Genomic DNA, 19,350 nt, shown 5'->3' on the forward strand with positions numbered 1-19,350 from the left:
TTTTAAGATTCCGGATTTTTCGGTTAATGATTATTTAACCAATGCATCGCAACGTCAGGATTCAACAGGGATAATTGCACCGCTGGAGGGAAATCAGTTTTACGGTGCCGCTGCTATTCTGGTTGAAGACGCAACGCTTGGGATTATATGGGGTGAAAATGGTTCCATATTGTCACTGAGAACCGACCCGCAAATGGAAGCGAATAAAACCGCGGCAAGGAATGGTGTTGCAGGATCACTGGTCAAAGGCGCGCAATTTGTGATGATGGTGGCTGGGCCGGGGAAGTTTAAGGCTGCTTTGCCTTCTGCTAGAACAATGGATCATCACCTTTTTCCTCGCCAATTTAATAAATATTTCAAATCAAAAGGTATTAATATTGATCAGCATACAGTTACTTGGGGGGAAAAAACGCACCTTAAGGGTATTCATGGAAACGGTCTTGGAAATATGCCGGGTGGATGGAACAAAATTTGGCAGAATTTTATCGAAAAGAATTCAAATGCAACTACAAAAGAAGTTTATCAGCAACTGGGAAGGATGATGGATGATTTCAGTTTAAGTGGATCACGAATTCATCCATACCAAAAGAATGATTGATACAGTAACGGGATACATGTGAAATGAAAAAGATACCGCCATTCAAACTTGAAAAAATTCCATTATCAGTGGAATCTAAAAATTTGCCCGGTTTTAAGTGGGCTGATGAAAACATTGGATCTAGAAACAAACTGGGAGGAGAGCCTGATTTTATTCAAGGCGAAGATGTTCCTATTTGTGAGGATTGTAAGAAAAGAATGACTTTTTACGCGCAGTTAGATTCTATAAATGATGAGTACTGTATAGCTGATTGCGGAATGATTTATGTTTTTATGTGCTTTGAGTGCAATAATGTAAAATCAATTATCCAATCAAATTAACTACCACACAGTTATTATCCGTAGATCAGATCTTAGTCCACAGTGAGGCAGTAAATGCCCTGGGCCAACTTGTTAACCGCATGAGTTTTGGTGCCTGGGGCGAGCGGCAATTATCCAAACTGGAAACCGGGCACCCCAACGGCCACATTCCTTACCGGCACCGGCTTCACTGGCCACGACCAACTGGATAATCACAACCTCATCCACATGGGCGGGCGTGTTTATGACCCGAACCTGGGCCGTTTCCTCAGCGCGGATTTGTTGGTGCAATCGCCGTATAATTCGCAGAGTTTTAACCGGTACAGTTACACGTTTAATAATCCGGGCAGTTTTGTGGATCCGGACGGTTATTCGTGTTACTACACCGGTTATTATCACCGCACCGATGACGGCCAAAAGGATTTTTTCCGCACCACGGAAACGTGTAATAACCCGAATTATTACAACCAGATCGCCCCTAACAACGGCACTGAAAATTTTACGATTCCGGAAACGCGCGCTGAATTTATTCTCAGCACGCACCCCACCCTACCTTTTCATAATCAAAACCTTCCCTTGATGCCGCTCCACACGCACATCCAGTAATTGTTCCAATGAAAAAATAAACGTATCTGTATCATCGATATTAAAAACACCGGAGATTTTTTGGTGTTTTAAATCGTCATGCAGGATAACTATTTTTTTTCGGGTATAACGATTGTATTCCGCTATGGCATCTTCCAGCGTGTCAGCCGAAAAATAAATTTTGCGTGCTTTCCAGGCAGAAATTCGTGCGGCGTTGGCTGGCTGGATAACCAATTTGCTATCGCCGGAATGAAAGTTGATAGCCTCACCTTGTGTTACCTTGCTCGTGAGTAAATTATCGGTAACCGTTTTTGTTTTAAATTCCACAATACCTTCGGTGACATCCAATGTGAGTTTGTGGTTTAACAGGGCTACATTAAATTCTGTACCGACTGCGCGAACCGAACTTTTTGCGGCGACCACTTCAAAGGGGCGTTGTTTGTCTTTGGCGACAGTGAAATAGGCTTCGCCTTTTTTTAATAAAATTTCGCGCTTATTACTGGTAAACCGGACTTGCAATGCTGAATCGGTATTCAATAATGCACTGGAGCCATCTTCCAATTGAATTAATCGCTGCTCGGCAATAGCGGTGGAATATTCGATGGGTTGCGGTGAACGCTGAAAAAAAACGCCAACACTAATTACCAGAAATGTTGCGGCGGCTGCAAACATATACCAGCGGTTATTGCGCGCGTTGGATTTTTTCCTGGCTCGTGCAGAATCCAGTTCGCGCTGGATGTCGGCATCATTTTTTAATTCCTGTGTCATCAACCATAAGCTACGGCATTGTTCAAATGCGAGCGCGTGGCGAATATCGGCGTTGCGCCATTGCTCAAATGCATCCCGGGTTTCCGGGGTTGCATCCGGGTTTTGCATTTGCGCTAACCAATCGGCCGCTTGAGAGCGAATTGAGTGGGAAGAATGTTGTCCAGAACCGTGGGTATTCATAAAAAATCTTCGAGTGATTGTTGCAATGCATGGAATGCGCTACTCATGTGACGCTCCACGGTGCGTGTGCTGATATTCAGTTCGCGTGCAATTTCAGGATACGTTAATTCATCAAAACGACTCAGCAGAAAGATTTGCCGGGTTAATGTCGGTAAACCCATTAATGCCTGTTTGAGTTGTGCCAGGGATTGTTCCCAATTCAAGGCGCGAATCGGAGTCATTTCATCACAGGGAAATTCCAGTTCATCAAAGCTATCGTGAAAATCCTGGCGGCGGCTGTGACGACGCCTTAGCCAATCAGTTACCAGGTTCGTCGCTATGGTAAAAATGTACGCGCGCGGATTTTGCTGGATACGTTCCAGGTCTTCATGCTGTAACAGCCGGATATAAGTCTCATGAAGGATTTCCAATGCGTCTTGCCGGCCACCGGGCAACATGCCAATAAGGTATTTCAGTAGCGACGCGCGATAGGTGTTATATAAATTTTCGGCGGTGAGGGGCATGGGTGGGGGCTCACCGGTAATGCCTGTTTGATCCGGGCTGAGCCTGGATACAAGGGTAAAAGTAGGTTTGGACATGGTAATAGCCGGGCCCCGGGCGAAGAAACATCTGAATGGGTCTGCCTCTATAAACGTATCATAAACCTGAAACCCGACATTGGATGCCGCTTTTCCGGAGTGATTTCCGCTATTCCAGCGCTATTTCAGGATTGTTGCATGGCGAACTCTTTTGTTATGGTTGCGCATTTATCTTCTCGTACAACCAAAAATAATTTTTATGAAAAAGGTTAAACAGACCATAACTGTCGCCCGTTTACGCTTCCCGTGGCGTAGAACAATGGCCATTAGTCTGTTTGTAGGATTGCTCGCGAGTAACGATGGATTTGCAGCCACGCGCTATTACCAGATTGAAAAATTACCCTTGGCCGACGCACTCACACGCTTCGCCGAGCAGGCGGATTTGCAATTATTATTTCGGCCAGAAAGTTTACCGGCTATTCATGTCGAGCCAATAAAAGGTGAATACACACCAGAACAAGTCCTGGCACTATTGCTGCGCGACACACCATTGAATTTTATTGTTGGTGGCAATGGCGCGGTGGTCATTCAAGCGCAGAGTAAACCAGTAATACCTCCATCTATACCATCGACAGCAGATCAAAAATCTATTGCGGACGAAGTTATCTCCGTTCAACCGCCCGAAGAACTATTGGTGACGGGTATCCAGGGAAGCTTGCGCCGCAATTTGGCAATTAAACGTGAATCCGATGCCGTGTTGGATGCAATGAATTCCGAGGATGCCGGAAAATTTCCCGATAAGAATATCGCTGATTCGTTGCAGCGAATTCCCGGTGTATCCGTTGATCGTATTTGGGGTGAAGGGCGCGATATTTATATTCGCGGCACTGATAAAGATATTAACCGCACATTGATGAATGGACAAAACGTTGCCTCTGCCTATTGGTGGGCTAATGATAATCCCAGCCGTGGTTTTAATTACACCATTCTTGCGTCGGAATTAATTTCATCGTTGCGTGTTTACAAAAGCCCGCAGGCGGACCTTGATGAAGGTAGCATCGGTGGTACCGTTATTATTTACACGCATAAACCGTTTGATATGGATGAAAATAATTTACGGTTTACCCTGGAAGAACAATATAGCGAATTACCTGATGCATATGATCCGCAGGCTTCGTTGTTAGGCAGTTGGCAAAACAGCGAACAGGACTTTGGTGTGTTGGTCTCGCTTAATTGGCAAAATACCAGCACGCGTCGCGATGGACTGGAATCGTTTCCAGATAATAGTTTGTATTCCATTGTGGATGATCACGGTAGTGTGACCGATGATGTTTATGTGATCTGGGGAGGCGGGTCAGCAATCTTTCAGCAAGCGCGCGAGCGCGATACCAGCAATATCACCTTGCAATGGCATCCCACCGGGAATTGGCGCACTGTGTTTAATTATGTGGGTTCTTCCATGGATATGAAGATCAGCAATCAGAATTATTTATTTATGCCGGGCGGTTTTAAATTACGCGAAGATCCGCCGGTAACAGTGTCCAATCCCCGCTTTGGGGCAACCGGTGATGGGCGAAAAATTTTGCTTGGCGGTACAGTGAATAATGCCGCGAGCACGGGGGCTGCGCTGGATGCAATTTTTCGCCGCGCTTATGTGAATAGCAACGTTTATGATCTTGATATTGAATACACGCATGAAAATATCCTGGTGCACACCCAGCTGGGCAATACTAATGCCGATGGTGGCACCAATCAGGATCAACTTTATCGTTTTGTTGGTAATACCCGCGAACGTTTTTCATTGAGTCGAAATACTATTGAAGTGGAATACCTGGACCTGGACCCACAGGATGCGCGCAGCCTTCCCTATTTCTCAAGTGATTCCCGCGATTGGATTCGCAATATGGAAGACAATGAAATTTATGCACAAACTGATATTCAATGGAGCCTGGATAATGCTTTTTTTTCGACGTTAAAAACCGGTATTAAATGGCGTGACCAAACGATTGAAAATAATCGTTATGCGGGCAGCATAGATACTTCCCATCCGCTGTGGACAATTTTTTCGCGCACCGGTTTGGCGAATGCCTCTACCGGTTTAACACCGGAATTGCACGGCCAAACGGCGAGCAATAAATCACTTACTCGTTTTGCCTGGGTTGATGAGGTGAATGCGACCGATGTTTTTGCACCCGCCTTTGATCAAGGGTTAATGCGTTATCGCTACGACAGTGACGCGTTTTACCGGATCAATGAAAGTATCAGCGCTGCTTATTTAAAGGGAGAGTTTCAACAGACGTCTTTACATGGAAACCTTGGTCTGCGTGCAGTAAATACAGAACAGGTCTCAACGGCTTATGAAGCGCAGCAGCGCAAGTCAAAGGCCCGGCATTACAATGATTATCTGCCGAGCATTAACCTCGTCTACGATTATCGCGATAATTTAATTTTTCGCGGTTCTTTATCTCGCGCTATGGCGCGCCCCACATTTCAAAACCTTAGTTCAAATATCGTCATTGATGGTACCAGTGGAAATGCTTCAGCGGGCAATCCCGGTTTGCAACCCTTTCGTGCACGACAAGGTGATTTGGGGATGGAGTGGTATTTTGATTCCGCATCATTATTCTCGGCGACTGCATTTTATAAAACGATTTCCACGTTTGTTTACAATAAAACCATGGAAGAAAACCTGGATGGAAAAAAGTTAAATGTGTCCCGGCCTTACAATGCGGAAGGTGCAGAAATTTCGGGCCTTGAATTACAGTGGCAACAAAATATTGGTAAAGGTGTAGGGGTTTCCAGTAACTACACGTTTACCCGAGCGCGGGTTGCATCCCAGGACAAAAAACAAATATTGAAATTGCCGGGAAATTCTCGCGATCAAATTAATGCATCGCTGTATTTTGAAGATACGCGTTATAGCCTGCGCCTCTCATACAACTATCGCTCCAAATCCTACGGAGAAGTATTATCCGGTACCCAGGATGAAACAAATGCTTACCAGCAGTGGGATTTCTCTGCTGCGTGGAGTCCTGTTTCATTTGCCAGTTTCTATATTGAGGCGATTAACCTTACCAACGAAGTTATTTATTACCGTACTGCTAATGATATTCCCCAAGGGCTTTATGAAAACGGACGCCGCTTTGCAGCCGGTGTAAGGTTGCGCTTCCAGGATGCTGCTATTGGCCTGCCTTAAACGTATTCCATTATTAAATCCCGCCATTTATTAATAGAAAAATGTAAATTTTTTATTTTCCGTATTTTTTATTGTTTTCCTGTCGGTTTGCTGATTTTCCTTGCGTTAATAACCAGGAGTCCATAACTCCTTGCGTTTCATTAACCCTGCAAATTTTTATCAACCGGTAAAGGTATAAGCGTGAAAACAATGAATAAAATAATACGTCATAAAAAATTACCCCTGGCAATGGCGCTGCTTGCTGCGGGTTGCTCGGCATCCGTATTCGCACAAACAGAAGAACCGGAAGAAATGGTTATTACCGGTATTCGCGGGAGTTTGCAGCAGGCTTTGTCTGTTAAACAAAACTCTGATGCGATTGTCGATGCAATTAATTCGGAAGATATTGGTGAATTCCCGGATAAAAATATTGCGGATTCGTTGCAGCGCATTCCCGGTATTTCTGTCGATCGTATTTGGGGTGAAGGCCGTGACATTTTTGTACGCGGCACCAACAGCACCATGAACCGTACCTTGATGAATGGACAAAACGTTGCATCAGCCTATTGGTGGGCAAATGATAATCCGAGTCGTGGGTTTAATTATTCGATCCTTGCATCTGAACTGGTTTCTTCATTGGAAGTTTATAAAAGCCCGGAAGCAGATATTGATGAAGGCAGTATCGGTGGTACGGTTATTGTCCGGACGCGTAAACCCCTGGACCTTGCATCGGGCACTATTAATTTGTCAGCGGAAAGTGTGTACAGCGAGTTGCCTGATGTATGGGACCCGCAACTTTCTGCATTGGGTAGTTGGAAAAATGAAGAGGGCACATTTGGCGTGCTCGCTTCAATTAATTCACAAAAACGCCGCGTGCGCCGCGATGGATTGGAGGGGTTTGCCGATAACACACTCTATTCGGTAACCGATCAGAATGGCGCGGTGACAAAAGATGTTTATGCGGTATGGGGTGGTGGTTCGGCAATTTTCCAGCAGGAAACTGAACGCCTTACCAGCAACGCCACATTGCAATTCAAACCCACTGATGCATGGGATTTAACCTTGAACTATGTTAAATCCGATATGGACTCTGACAACAACAATCAAAACTATTTATTTATGCCTGGCGGTTACAAACTGGCAAATGGCGACCGCGTAACGAATCCAAAATTTATTACTACCGGGGATGGCAAGAAAGCCATTGTCGCTGGCACATTTGAAAATCCCAATAGCGGCGGTGCAGCAATCGAGCCGATTTTTCGTGAAGCTTCCGTAGAATCGGAAGTGCTGGACTTTGATGCAACTTATACCGGTGATGACTGGACTGTACATGCACAAGTGGGAACCACCAGCGCGGAAGGTGGCAGTGATCGCGATATGGGTTACTGGTTTGAAGCCAATACCCGCGAACGCGTTAACCTGGGTAAAAATACGATTGAAATTGAATATCTGGATATTGATCCTAAAGACCATTCTGCATTGACGTTATTAAGTGCACGCGATTGGATTCGCAAAATGGAAGATGAAGAAAATTATGCGCAACTGGATTTTGAAAAAGAGCTGGACTGGGGAATCATCACCGGCATTAAAACCGGCATTAAATTTCGCGATGAAACCATCACCAATAATCGCACAGTAGGTTCAACCAATTCGTCCAGCCCTGCCTGGAAAGTGATTACGATGGACCAGGTATCCGGTGGATTAACGCCACGTTTGCATGGCGAAGCAGCAACCTCGGGCTCACTGACACAATATGCCTGGATTGATGGCAATAAAGCGAAACAAGTAATTGATCCGATGTTTGTTGCCGGTGCAATGACTTACACCTACGATCAAAAAGCCTTCTACGAAATTAATGAAGAAATTTCCGCAGCCTATGTTAAAGCCGATTTTGAAATTAATAAATTCCATGGCAACTTTGGTGTGCGTGCGGTAGAAACAGACCAAACATCCAAAGCCTATATCGATGGTAAATTAGGTTCAGTGTCGCGCAGCTACGATGATTTTTTACCCAGCTTTAACCTGATTTATGATGTGGCCGATGATGTCAAAATCCGTGCCGCGATTTCCAAAGTCATGGCGCGCCCGACCTTCCAGGATCTGAGTGCAAATATCACGATTAACGCCACTACAGCATCTGCAAGTGCAGGCAATCCCAATATCAAACCTTTTTATGCCGATCAATTTGAAGCAGGCGTGGAATGGTATTTTGAGGAAGGTGCGATCTTATCCGGAACTTTCTTCAGCAAAAGCCTGGATACTTTTGTGTTCACCCGTACGACCACTGAAGTTATTGATGGGAAAAATATTTCGGTAACCAGGCCACATAATGCATCAGACGGTGCGGACATCAGCGGATTTGAAGTGCAATTGCAAAAAGAATTGGGTTCGGGTTTTGGTATGGTTGCTAACTATACGTTTACCGATGCAACTGTGCCGGCTGTTGATGGTGGACAAAAATTAAAACTGCCAGGCAATTCCGAAGACCAGGCAAATGCATCTGTTTATTATGAAAATGACTCGGTCAGTATTCGCCTCTCTTACAACTTCCGTTCCGAAGCCTACGGCGGTTTGACGTCAGGCTCGCAATTGGTAACAGCGGATTATGATCAATGGGATGCAACAGCTGATTGGAATGTTACTGACCAGATCACATTGTTCCTGACCGCAGTTAACCTCACCAACGAAGTTATTTATCAGCACACAGACGACGGTATTCCCGTTGGTTTTTATGAAAATGGTGCGCGTTATAGCCTGGGTGTCAGAGCCAAATTTTAAATTTTTCTCCCGTGATGTTGAGGCTTCCAATTGAAGCCATCACTTTGCCCGGCGTAATGCCGGGCTTTTTTATTGTGGGCCATCAGGTTTTTATGTGTACCTGATCGGTGAGCAATGGCGGCTCGTGCGCGCGCAAACTGCGCATCACATTACAGGCGACAATAATCGCTGCGGAAACTAATGCGGCATAAACCAGCATTACAAACTGGTAATCCGCTGTGTAATTCCATAGGCGCGCTATACCGAGGAAGCAGGCAAATAGCCAGGAGGTAGAAGATATTGCACCGGTGATAGCAATCAGCGATTGCTCCAGCGGTGAGCGCCCGAGTAAGCCACAGCGGGAAATAACACGCGGAAAACTAAAATAGTGCAGGAACAATCCATTTAACGTCAGAATTGAAACTACCGTGAATTTGGCCCAGAGTTTCTGGTTCATTAAATATTGTTCCGGATTCTCCAGGTAACCAACCACCACCAATGCCAGGCCGGTAATCCATAACACCACTAACGCAAAAAACATAATGTCGGCGGCCGTTCGCAAATCGCTAATTGCTTTAGTGGATAGCGGACCGCCGCGTGTTTTGGCGAGTGCAAGATCCTGCAACAATAAAATTCCCACAGAAACACAAGCGGCAAGCAAGTGTGCATAAACAAGTAAGGTTTTCATAATCATCCCGATTTTTTGTAATTGAGCGAGCCTGAATAACTGATAAAGCAATAACAATAAACATCATTCCCGTGCGGGTGCACAGGATTGGTTCTAGTCGTCGATACTGGATGGTGTTGTGTCACACTGATTTGGAATGCCGGAGCTTATTGCAGGAGAGATTGAATAAGCAGGCAAACTCAGTTTTTTAATTTTTTCTCATTAGAATGATTTTTTGCGCAATGTCCACCGATCAATTTTATTGGATTATTCCGTATTGATGGCAGTTAGCTGTTGGCTCAATTTACTTGGCTTGTCGTGCAAATTCTGTTTTTTGGTTCTCATTTTTAACGCGTTTCTCTCCAATGATGATACTTTGTGGATCTAAAGAAATTATTTAATAAACCGTTGGGAGAAGATGTAATGGTAATTGTTTGTAAATCGGTCCAGGACTCAGGCTGGTTAGCCATGCGGCAAGCATTATGGCCGGAAGCTATGCGGGATGAACACATTGAAGAGATGATGAGTTTACTGGAGGATTCCAAACGTTATGGCCAATTTATCGCAGTGGACGATGCTGGCGAGCCAGCGGGGTTTATCGAGGCCGCACTGCGTTACGATTATGTCAATGGTACGGAGACATCACCTGTTGCGTTTATTGAAGGGATCTATGTCAAGCCGGGCCATCGTTCACAAGGATTTGCACGGCAATTGGTGGATGCGGTTACCGATTGGGCGCGAGCCCAAGGCTGTGTTGAACTGGCTTCAGATACGGGGCTGGATAATTTTGTCAGCCAGGATGTACATAAAGCACTGGGTTTTGTTGAAACCGAACGAGTCGTTTATTTTCGCAAATGTTTATGATTGCCCCTGCGGCAGCGGGCAATCATGGCGCACAATAATTTAATTATTGTGCGCTGAGTGCGATTGTAGCGCTATCTAACGCCTGGGCTTGCGCAACAATTTTTACATCGCTCAATGAATTTCCCACTTCTATCAAGGCACTTGCATAACCGCCGCTGGTGGTGACTGTGGCCGGGCTAATTAATTTCCCATCGCCTTCCAATGAAAAGGTGACATCAATATTGTTTACTGATACTGGATTATTTTTTGCGTCCACTAATTGCGCGTATACAAATACCACATCTTTAACACCGGCTTGTAGTGCTTTGCCACTGGTATCCAGTGTGAGTTTCAAACGCGCAGGTGCACCGGGTGTAAATACTTTGTGTTCGGCCACTACTTTATCGCCACTGTAGGCAAGCGCTTTTAATTCACCGGCTTCAAATTTTTTCAAGGCAAATGTGAAAGGGGGATGTTTCAGGTTTTTAGTGGTTTCAGAATTTTTATTGTCAGCGGCTAATTGTTTGCCAATCAGTTTGCCGTTTAAAAATAATTCCACCGCGTCAGCGTTACTAAAAATACGCACATCAGTGGTGGATTTTTCAGTCCATTCGTTGGCAATAAACACCATGGGGCCGGAAGTGAATTTAGCAGAAACTTCGCTCGGATCGCGTTGGCTTTGGTAGAAGTAATAACTGTATTTCGGTAAGCGGTCAATGCTCATAATGCCGGAGCTTTCCAGGTCGGGCGCATAGCCGCGATTGTAATCAAACATCACCCAGAAACCGTCGGCAAAGGCTGGTGTATTGAGGTTGTCGTTATGTGCTTCCTGGATATTGGAAGCTTGCTGCAGCAAACGTTTTTCGCCATCGCTTAATAATTGGCGACTGCTCCGGTCAGCTTGTAACAAGTCGGCCCAGGCTGTTTGGTTTAGCCCGGCATTCATGGCGTAATATTCCCAATCACCGTATTCGCTGACGATGTAAGGTTTGGTTGGTGTTTTGTAATGTTCAAGGCGATGCTGGCGCGCTTGCAGATAAATATCGTAACCATATTCCTGCCAGCCGGCAGATTTTGCGCCGGGATATTCTTCACCAATAATTTTGGTTAGCGAATCTATGAACGGTTCGCTCATCCAGGATTCATTGAGTGAACACTCCCACGCCATTACCGATGCATGGTTGCGGTCACGGCGAATTAAATCGCGGCAGGTTTGCTGGATTTGTGCCTGGAAGGCGGGATCTTCAGAAAAATATTGCCAACCTAAAATAGAATCCAATAACACCAAGCCCAATTCATCGGCAGCGGCCATAAAGGCGGGTGAGTGTGGGTAATGTGAAAGGCGAACATAGTCAAAGCCGGCAGATTTTATTTTAACCGCATCGCGGTAATCCGCTGCATCAGACGTGGCGTAACCGATGTAGGGATATTCCTGGTGACGATTCACACCGCGCAGAAATGTTTTTTCGCCATTGATAAATAATTGGTTATCAATCCATTTAAATTCGCGAATACCGATTCGTGTGCTCTGTTCATCTACTAACGAATCACCATCGTAAACACGCGTGACCAGTTGATACAAATTCGGTGCTTTGGGCGACCAGAGTTTTGGATTATTCAGTACCAGCTCAATAGTATTTTCACTATCACTGTTGCCATTAATGGTTTGCAGTTGACTGGTTTGATCGACGATAACCTTATCGCCATCCATCAAGCGTTGCACAACGCGAAATTTTTTCGGGTCGATGTGGCTGTTAACCAAATGGGTTTGCACGCTAATCGTTGCTTGCTCTTTGGTAATATTTGGATAGCGCACAAAAATACCGCCGCTTGCGGTTTTTCCAGCGGCAACAGCATCGCTAATATGCAGGTCGTTATCGATTTGCAAAATTACGTGGCGATAAATGCCGCCGTAGGTATTAAAGTCCAGGTCTTTTAAGGGCTTGGGGCCAGTAACGGGATTGTCGCGATTGTCGAGGCGCACTAATAATTCATTCGGCGCATCCCATTTTAATTGCCTGGTCAGGTTTACACTGAACGGCAAATAACCGCCGACATGGGTTGTTAGTTTTTTCCCGTTTAACCAGACTTCTGCCACGTTCATAGCAGATTCAAATTTCAATGTAACTTGTTTGCCTTTCCAACTCGCATCAGTCGTAATTGTTTTTTTGTACCAGGCATCGCCCTGGAATTGTTCATTGACTAATAAAGGTTCGATTTTAGGTGTGTGCGGTAATTGCACTTTTTCCCAATCGGTATGTTGTTGCGCATTGGCGAGGTCCAGCACTTTGTCGCTGCGAAAAAATTCCCAGTGGGTGTCATAGTTGCTGTCGGCAACTACTTTGGTTGATAGTGGTGAGTTCTGGCCACAGGCTGCGATAAATCCGCACAGGCTGAGCGCAACGAATTGTTTTAGTGTCATATTTTTCACTCGTTGGTGTGGTTGATTTTGGAGGTATTGTTTTGATTGTTAGTGTAGGTGGCATTAAAAAATAAAAATGCAGGTAATGCATTGTTGTGACGCGTCGCATCAAAGAAGCTGGCGTTTTCCCAATGTGAGCCCCTGCCCCACAATGTTTTACAACGGGTGCTAACCCACGCAGGTTCCCAATAAATAACACCAAGGCCACCGGATTTTCTGACTAATTGGGTTAATGTTAGTAGATACAGTAATTGGCCTTTGGCGGTGGCAGGAAATTCCGGTTGTACTGCTTTTTGGTCGAGCACATTGCCCGCCTTGTCGAAATTTTTCAGTGTCCACGGATAAGCGGTTTCAACAATTATCACTTCTTTGTTGTACGTAGTTTTTAATTCGTTAATGGCGGCTGGTAATTGCGGTAATTTATAGGTGGACCACTGCGGATAATAAGAAAGGCCGATAATATCGAAATCCTTCACGCCATTTTCAGCGGCTTGTTTAAACCACCAGAGCGCATTTTCCGGTTGGGCGATATGCAAAATAATCTCGATTTTTTTGTTGGCAGTTTTGCTGTAATCGCGCACTGCTTTTATGCCGCTATTTAACAGCGTGGCATTGCGCTGCCAATTGGGAATGCCGTGCACAATGGTTTTTTCCGGTTGTAAAATTTCGATATTGGTTTCATTACCGACTTGCACCATATCCGGCAACAGATTTTTTTTATCTAATGCAGATAAAGTTTTTATGGTGTAATCGTAAAGTGTTTTTGCTAATTCGTTGGTGTCAGTGATGTGCGCCCAGGCGTTGGGAATAAATTGCTTTTCCGGATCAGTCCAGGTGTCAGAGTAATGAAAATCCAGCAGGGTTTTCATATTATTTGCTTTGGCGCGTTGTAATGTTTTGGTTACATCGTCCAGATCGGAATAGTTGGTCCATTCGGCGTTGTGCCACAAACGCACGCGCACAAGTTTTGTGCCTTGATTGGCGAAAAATGTAAATGGATCGACTTTTTCGCCTTTATCGCGATACACCGCACCGCAGTCTTCCATTTCATTGACGTAGGATAAATCGGCACCGGTGTAAAAATTATCAGCAGCAATGGCGTTGTTATATAAAAAATGACCAGACAAAAAAATCGCGACAGTTACAAAGCGAATTTTTTTGCACAACACATACATCATGGTCTTGCCTCGCATTTCATACTCTGCCGGTACAATATTTTGTATTGCAGGCATGGAAAAAAAGCGGCTGCCAGGGCAGCCGCAAATAAGGAGAGATAGTCCTGAGTAAAACCCGTTTACGTCACTATTGCAACTGTTGCTTGGACGTTACAGCTTCCAGTTCAAACCAATCGAGTAACGAGTCCCAAATTCCTCGTACTTGTTGATATGCGCCGGATTGTTAGATTCCAAACCGTAGGTTTTGTACGGCTCGTTAGTAAGGTTTTGTACCTGGAACGATACTTTGTAGTGGTCGTTGAATTCATACGACAAACTCAAATCCCAGTAACCTTCGGAATCGTTCATACCTTCTTCGCCCATCACCAGATTGATGTCGCGTTGGAACGCGCTGCGATAGCTGTACGACGTACGCGCTTCAAAACCGTTGATGTAATACCACAGGGTGAAGTTGGCAACATCTTCCGACAAACCGGTCAGCTGTGCTTTGTAGTCGCTGTGCAAGGGTACAAATTGCTCAACGTTGGATTCGTTGTGCGAATAGTTGGTGTATACGCCAAGGCCATTGAAGGGGGCGGGCAAGAAATCAAACGATTGTTGCCACAGTAATTCGTAGCCGCGGATGTAACCGCCACTACCATTGATGGGGCGCGATACCAGGTAATCATTACCGTTGTAGGTGACAGTTTCCGCATTGGCCGCACGAGCAATAAAGCTTTCCAGATCCTTGTAGAACAGGTTGACCGCAATCTGTGAACCTTCGGAGTAATACCATTCGTAGGCCAGGTCTGCTTGATCGGCGCGGAATGGATTCAGTTTCGGATTGCCGGAGGTCGATTCTCCCGGGTTGGAGCCCCACAAATCCTGGTTCAGGTTGATGCTTGGGCTCATCATGTTAACCGGTGCGCGCGCCATGGTTTTACCAGCGGCGAAACGAATCAGGTGCTCATCGGTGACAGCCAGGGTCCAGTTGGTGCTTGGCAGTACATCGGTGTAGTCGTGATCTACTGCAACGGCATTAACAACTTCCCTTGAGCCAGTCATGACCCAGGTACCGGAACCGGCCGGAATTTCTTCCCATACTTCTTCGGTGATGCCTTGCTGATAACCGCTGGAAGTGGTTTCAGTATCTACGTTGCGAACACCGATATTACCGGTCAGCGACATACCGGCCACTTCTGTGGCCAGATCAACCTGGATGTACTGAGCGAAAATATCTTCACTAACATTCCAACTGGCAATCAGATCGTCGGCATCGCGTGGGTTCGGGTTTTTCAGGCTGCCAAAGTAGTGGTTGATAATGGCATTGCGATCCAGGCTCAGGTACTCGGGCAAATCGCTCCAGTAGCTGCTGCTTTGCGCATCGATAACGGCGCTGGCAGGAATTGCACCACCGATATTTTGGGTGGCATCCTGGGTCCAGATCTGGCTATGTTCGAACTTGTCGCGGCTGGAGCTGGCCAGGCCAAATTTAACGGCCTTCAAAATACCCACTTCAAGATCGCGCTGAACATCGAGTCTAAATGAGGTCAGTTTGTCGCCACCCTCGGCATCCGGTTGCACCTGGATTTGGCCGATGCTGTTCTGGCTCAGGTCGGTCAGGTCAGCATCGAGCAATTCGAAGGTCATGCGGTCATCGCTGGTAGAGCCAAATTTCGCCCAACCGGGATTAGTGATATTGGTGCGTACGCTGGACCAACGCTTGTCGCGACTGGTTTCGGAAACGCCGGCATCAGCGATGATGGTCCACAAATCCTGGGTCCATTTCACGTTCAGGCCGTGGCTGGTGAGTTCGTCATTCTGTACGTATTCTTCGTTCAGGTTGCGCAGGGAGCTGAGTTCAACCGTCCCGCCGAGCAAGTCGTATTCGGCCCCATCTTGCAGGTTGTCATAGGCTGTTGGCGCGAGCTTGTCTGATACCAGCCCATTGCCCCACTCCTTGATACCGAAGTCAAACCCGCGTTGTTGCTCGGAAACATCAAAGGAAGACCAGAAGCCGTCATAGGCAATTTCGAGATTGTCATTAGGGCGCCATTGGAGCGCTCCCATAAATCCCTGGCGCTCATCTTCGCCGCCGCGCACCAGTGCGGAGCCGCCCCAAGGGGCTGCAACGGGGGCATTTAATTCGCTGTCCCACACCAGGTTGTGCCAGGTATCACCGTAGTTCCAGAGTTCCGCGCGCTGGGTGGCGATAGGTTCGGAACGGGTTGAGTAACCAAGGGCTACACCGAGGGTGTCATCGGCAAACTGGTCGATATAGGAAATGCTGTAGCGCTGGCCGATACCGCTATTGGCGGCATCATCAATGTCTTTGCCCAGATCGAATGACGTTGCGCGCACATCAACTACGACTTTGGTGGAGTCGTAATCCAGCGGTTTGATGGTGTTCAGGTTAACACTGCCGGACACGCCGCCTTCCGCGATTGATGCTTGCGGGGTTTTATAAACTTGCGCGCTGTTAATCAGTTCGGATGGGAATTGGTCGTAACGGATATTGCGGGTTTCCTCCAGGATCGCCACTTCGCGGCCATTCAGGGTAGTGAAACCGAGCATACCGCCCATACCGCGGATAGAAATCTGGCTGCCGTTGCCGCGGTCGCGGTCTTGCGCCAGGCCGGGCAGGCGTTTCAGGGAATCGCTGATGGAAACATCGGGCAATTGGCCGATATCTTCGGAGGAAATCGCTTCAACGACGGTAGCGGAATTACGCTTTACTTCCATCGCTGATTGCAAGCTTTGAGCGAATTTGCCGGTAACGACAACTTCTTCAACCAGGCCTTCAGTGGTTTGTTGGGTTGTTTGTGCCATGGATACACCGCCGATCAGGCTGAGGGCCAGGAACAAGGGGGTGTGACGCAGGTTGATCGGGCTTTTCATACATCTGTCCTCGTGAATTGTTTTATCGTTATAGGTACAACTTTAGGTATTTGTACGTTTAATTATGGGTACTAATTATAGGTAAATCATAAAATATCATTTATATGATTATTTAATCGGCGCCAGGTGTCAACCGAAAGACTGTTGGCGCCAAAAATTAATTCCTGAAGGTTAATTATTAAATGCACCCGCGCTTGCTTTGGCGGGGATCAAGGTGGGAACGCAGCCGGTTTCCTGCTCATAGGTGTGGGATACGGCGGCCATCAAGCGGGGAATCACTGCGGCGGGAGCTACTGCCACAACACAACCACCAAAGCCTCCACCGGTCATACGCGCACCGGCCTGGCCCTCGCCTGCGGCGGCGATAATCTCCACCAGACGATCAATGGTCGGAGTGGTGATATTGAAATCGTCGCGCATGGAGATATGCGATTCGCCCATCACTTTTACCAGTGTAGACAAGTCCCCTTTGGCCAGCGCATCGGCCGCGATCAGGGTGCGGGCGTTTTCGGTAAGGACGTGCCGCGCGCGGCGGAAGCTCAGGTCATCCAGTATGCCTTCGGCATCGAGCAAATCCCCCAGGTCTACCGCGCGCAAGGAGGTTTGGTCGAAATGGGCAGCAGCCTGTTCGCATTGCTGGCGGCGCTGGTTGTATTCACTGTCGACCAAGCCGCGTTTGACACCGCTGTGGACAATCAGGATTTCCCAGTCGCCGGGCATCGTTACCGCGCGGGCGGAAAGGTCCTGGCAGTCGATCAGCAACGCACTGTTGGCCTGGCCGCGCGCGGAGATCAGTTGATCCATAATCCCGCAGTTGCAACCCACAAACTGGTTCTCGGCAGCCTGGCCGAGCAATGCGGCTTTAGTAGGGGCGATGACCTCGCCGCTCAGGCTTAGCAAGGCGCGGATGACCGCCATCTCCAGCGATGCCGAGCTGCTCAGGCCCGCGCCGGAAGGTAAATCGCCAGCGATATATAAATCGCCACCCGCAAGCGTGAAACCGGCGCGGCAAAGTTGTTGTACGACGCCGCGAATATAGTTGGACCAGTTGTTGGATTCGTCTTCCTGCTGCTCTTCGGTGAGTGGGATCACTACGTCGGCGTTATCAAAATTCCAGGCTACAACGCGCAAGGTGCGGTCAGTGCGTGGGCTCAAGGCGATGTAGGTGTGATAGTTAATCGCGGCCGGTAAAACAAAGCCGCCGTTGTAATCGGTGTGTTCGCCGATCAGGTTTACACGGCCGGGCGCTTTGACCAATGCTTTTGGATGGCTTCCAAAAAATTCGCCAAAGAGTTCGCTAACTCGTGCTTCGGAAAGGGTGTTCATGGGCTTGGTACCTATCGCCTTATTCTTTTGATTGCCGGGAAATTATTTGTTTCCAATGCGCTATTTGTTTTTACATTGAACCGGGCCGTTGTTTATGAGATGCACCGGACTGGTTTTTGAAATGCACCGGGCTCTGCTCGCGCAACCGCGCGGCGGCCTGTTCCGGGGAAATATCGCGCTGGGGTTCGCCCAGCATCTCGTAACCCACCATAAATTTGCGCACGCTGGCACTGCGCAGCAGCGGGGGATAAAAGTGGGCATGCAATTGCCAATGATCGCTATCGGCGCCAGTGAACGGCGCGCCATGCCAGCCCATGGAATAAGGGAAGGAGCATTCGAACAGGTTGTCGTAACGCGCCGTCAGGTCGCGCAGGATCTGGCCAAGGTTCAATTGTTGTGACTCGCTCAAAGCGGTGATACGCGCCAGCTTGTGTTTAGGCAGCAGTAGTGTTTCGAATGGCCAGGCGGCCCAGAAAGGAACAACCACCAACCAGTCATCATTCTCGGTCACCACGCGCTCGCCAGTGGCCGACTCTTTATGGGCGTAGTCCAGCAGCAATGACTGGCCCTGTGTAGCCAGAAACGCGCGCTGTTGTTCATCTTCTTTAGCGACCAGCGTAGGAATATGGTCTTGAGCCCAGATTTGTCCGTGCGGGTGAGGATTGGAGCAGCCCATCACGGCGCCTTTGTTCTCAAAGATCTGCACACTGGCATAACGCTGGCCCAAATCCGCCGCTTCGCGCATCCAGGTAGTAATAACGGCTTGCATTTCGTCATCCGATAACAGCGGCAGGGTTTTGCTGTGATCGGGTGAAAAACAGATGACGCGGCTCGTGCCTTGCTCGGCCTGGATCTGGAACAGCGGATCCCCTGTGGCCGGTGCTACGGGAACTTCCGGCATCAGTGCGGCGAAATCGTTGGTAAATACAAAGGTGGTTGGGTAATCGGGATTGCGCTCGCCGCCAATCCGCTCATTGCCCGCGCACAAATAGCACTTTGGGTCATGGGCGGGGCTGTCTGGCCACTGGTTGGATTCTTGCTGGCCCTGCCAGGGGCGTTTGTTGCGCTGGGGCGATACCAATAGCCATTCGCCAGTCAGCGGGTTGAATCGGCGATGGGGGTGGTCGTTGACCGAAAACCTTGAGTCTGTCACTGCTTGC

The 19,350-nt window shown here is 47.5% G+C and carries 14 protein-coding genes; 6 read left to right on the plus strand and 8 right to left on the minus strand.

What is annotated here, in order from left to right:
- The 3 genes from A596_RS16265 to A596_RS16275 form a co-directional block, all read left to right on the plus strand.
- The coding region (locus A596_RS16265; protein WP_200882950.1) for a DUF2380 domain-containing protein at nt 1–598 on the plus strand (598 nt) is incomplete at its 5' end.
- Nucleotides 599–621: 23 nt separating this feature from the next.
- Nucleotides 622–918 (plus strand): YwqG family protein, encoded by a 297-nt coding sequence (locus A596_RS16270; RefSeq protein WP_039916753.1) that lies wholly within the window; start codon nt 622–624, stop codon nt 916–918.
- Between the two features lie 90 nt (nt 919–1,008).
- Nucleotides 1,009–1,503, plus strand: a complete 495-nt coding sequence (locus A596_RS16275; protein ID WP_039916754.1) for an RHS repeat-associated core domain-containing protein — start codon at nt 1,009–1,011, stop codon at nt 1,501–1,503.
- On the opposite strand, the gene A596_RS16280 is transcribed toward A596_RS16275, so the two are convergent.
- Together A596_RS16280 and A596_RS16285 are read right to left on the minus strand one after the other, a co-directional pair.
- The gene (locus A596_RS16280; RefSeq protein WP_039916756.1) at nt 1,447–2,430 is read right to left on the minus strand and encodes a FecR family protein; all 984 of its coding nucleotides are present in this window, start codon (nt 2,428–2,430) and stop codon (nt 1,447–1,449) included. The two genes, A596_RS16275 and A596_RS16280, sit on opposite strands and share 57 nt — an antisense overlap.
- Nucleotides 2,427–3,008 (minus strand): RNA polymerase sigma factor, encoded by a 582-nt coding sequence (locus A596_RS16285; protein WP_052417599.1) that lies wholly within the window; start codon nt 3,006–3,008, stop codon nt 2,427–2,429. Before A596_RS16285 ends, A596_RS16280 begins: the two co-directional genes overlap by 4 nt.
- A gap of 259 nt (nt 3,009–3,267) precedes the next feature.
- Between A596_RS16285 and A596_RS16290 the strand changes: the two genes are divergently transcribed.
- Nucleotides 3,268–6,144 carry a TonB-dependent receptor gene (locus A596_RS16290; protein ID WP_052417600.1) on the plus strand — a complete coding sequence of 959 codons (2,877 nt, stop codon included), beginning with the start codon at nt 3,268–3,270 and terminating at the stop codon, nt 6,142–6,144.
- A gap of 189 nt (nt 6,145–6,333) precedes the next feature.
- Nucleotides 6,334–8,901: a TonB-dependent receptor gene (locus A596_RS16295; protein WP_039916758.1), complete on the plus strand. Its 2,568-nt coding sequence runs from the start codon at nt 6,334–6,336 to the stop codon at nt 8,899–8,901.
- Between the two features lie 82 nt (nt 8,902–8,983).
- On the opposite strand, the gene A596_RS16300 is transcribed toward A596_RS16295, so the two are convergent.
- On the minus strand, nt 8,984–9,568 hold the full coding sequence (locus A596_RS16300; RefSeq protein ID WP_152600209.1) for a DUF2214 family protein: 585 nt from the start codon (nt 9,566–9,568) through the stop codon (nt 8,984–8,986).
- Nucleotides 9,569–9,970: 402 nt separating this feature from the next.
- Between A596_RS16300 and aac(6') the strand changes: the two genes are divergently transcribed.
- On the plus strand, nt 9,971–10,411 hold the full coding sequence (gene aac(6') / locus A596_RS16305) for an aminoglycoside 6'-N-acetyltransferase (RefSeq protein WP_039917082.1): 441 nt from the start codon (nt 9,971–9,973) through the stop codon (nt 10,409–10,411).
- 43 nt (nt 10,412–10,454) lie between these two features.
- On the opposite strand, the gene A596_RS16310 is transcribed toward aac(6'), so the two are convergent.
- The 5 genes from A596_RS16310 to A596_RS16330 form a co-directional block, all read right to left on the minus strand.
- Complete coding sequence (locus A596_RS16310) at nt 10,455–12,812, minus strand: glycoside hydrolase family 2 protein (protein WP_039916759.1); 2,358 nt, start codon at nt 12,810–12,812, stop codon at nt 10,455–10,457.
- 5 nt (nt 12,813–12,817) lie between these two features.
- Nucleotides 12,818–14,005: a glycoside hydrolase family 53 protein gene (locus A596_RS16315; RefSeq protein WP_235425762.1), complete on the minus strand. Its 1,188-nt coding sequence runs from the start codon at nt 14,003–14,005 to the stop codon at nt 12,818–12,820.
- A 132-nt stretch (nt 14,006–14,137) separates the two neighbouring features.
- Entirely contained in the window at nt 14,138–16,864 is a 2,727-nt protein-coding gene (locus A596_RS16320) for a TonB-dependent receptor (protein WP_039916761.1), read from the minus strand.
- Nucleotides 16,865–17,035: 171 nt separating this feature from the next.
- Entirely contained in the window at nt 17,036–18,190 is a 1,155-nt protein-coding gene (gene galK, locus A596_RS16325; RefSeq protein WP_039916762.1) for a galactokinase, read from the minus strand.
- A gap of 70 nt (nt 18,191–18,260) precedes the next feature.
- A complete protein-coding gene (locus tag A596_RS16330; RefSeq protein WP_039916764.1) occupies nt 18,261–19,343 on the minus strand; it encodes a UDP-glucose--hexose-1-phosphate uridylyltransferase in 1,083 nt (360 codons plus the stop codon).
- Nucleotides 19,344–19,350: the final 7 nt, after the last annotated feature.

The sequence above is a fragment of the Cellvibrio mixtus subsp. mixtus J3-8 genome (genome assembly GCF_000766945.1).
Taxonomy (GTDB): domain Bacteria; phylum Pseudomonadota; class Gammaproteobacteria; order Pseudomonadales; family Cellvibrionaceae; genus Cellvibrio; species Cellvibrio mixtus_A.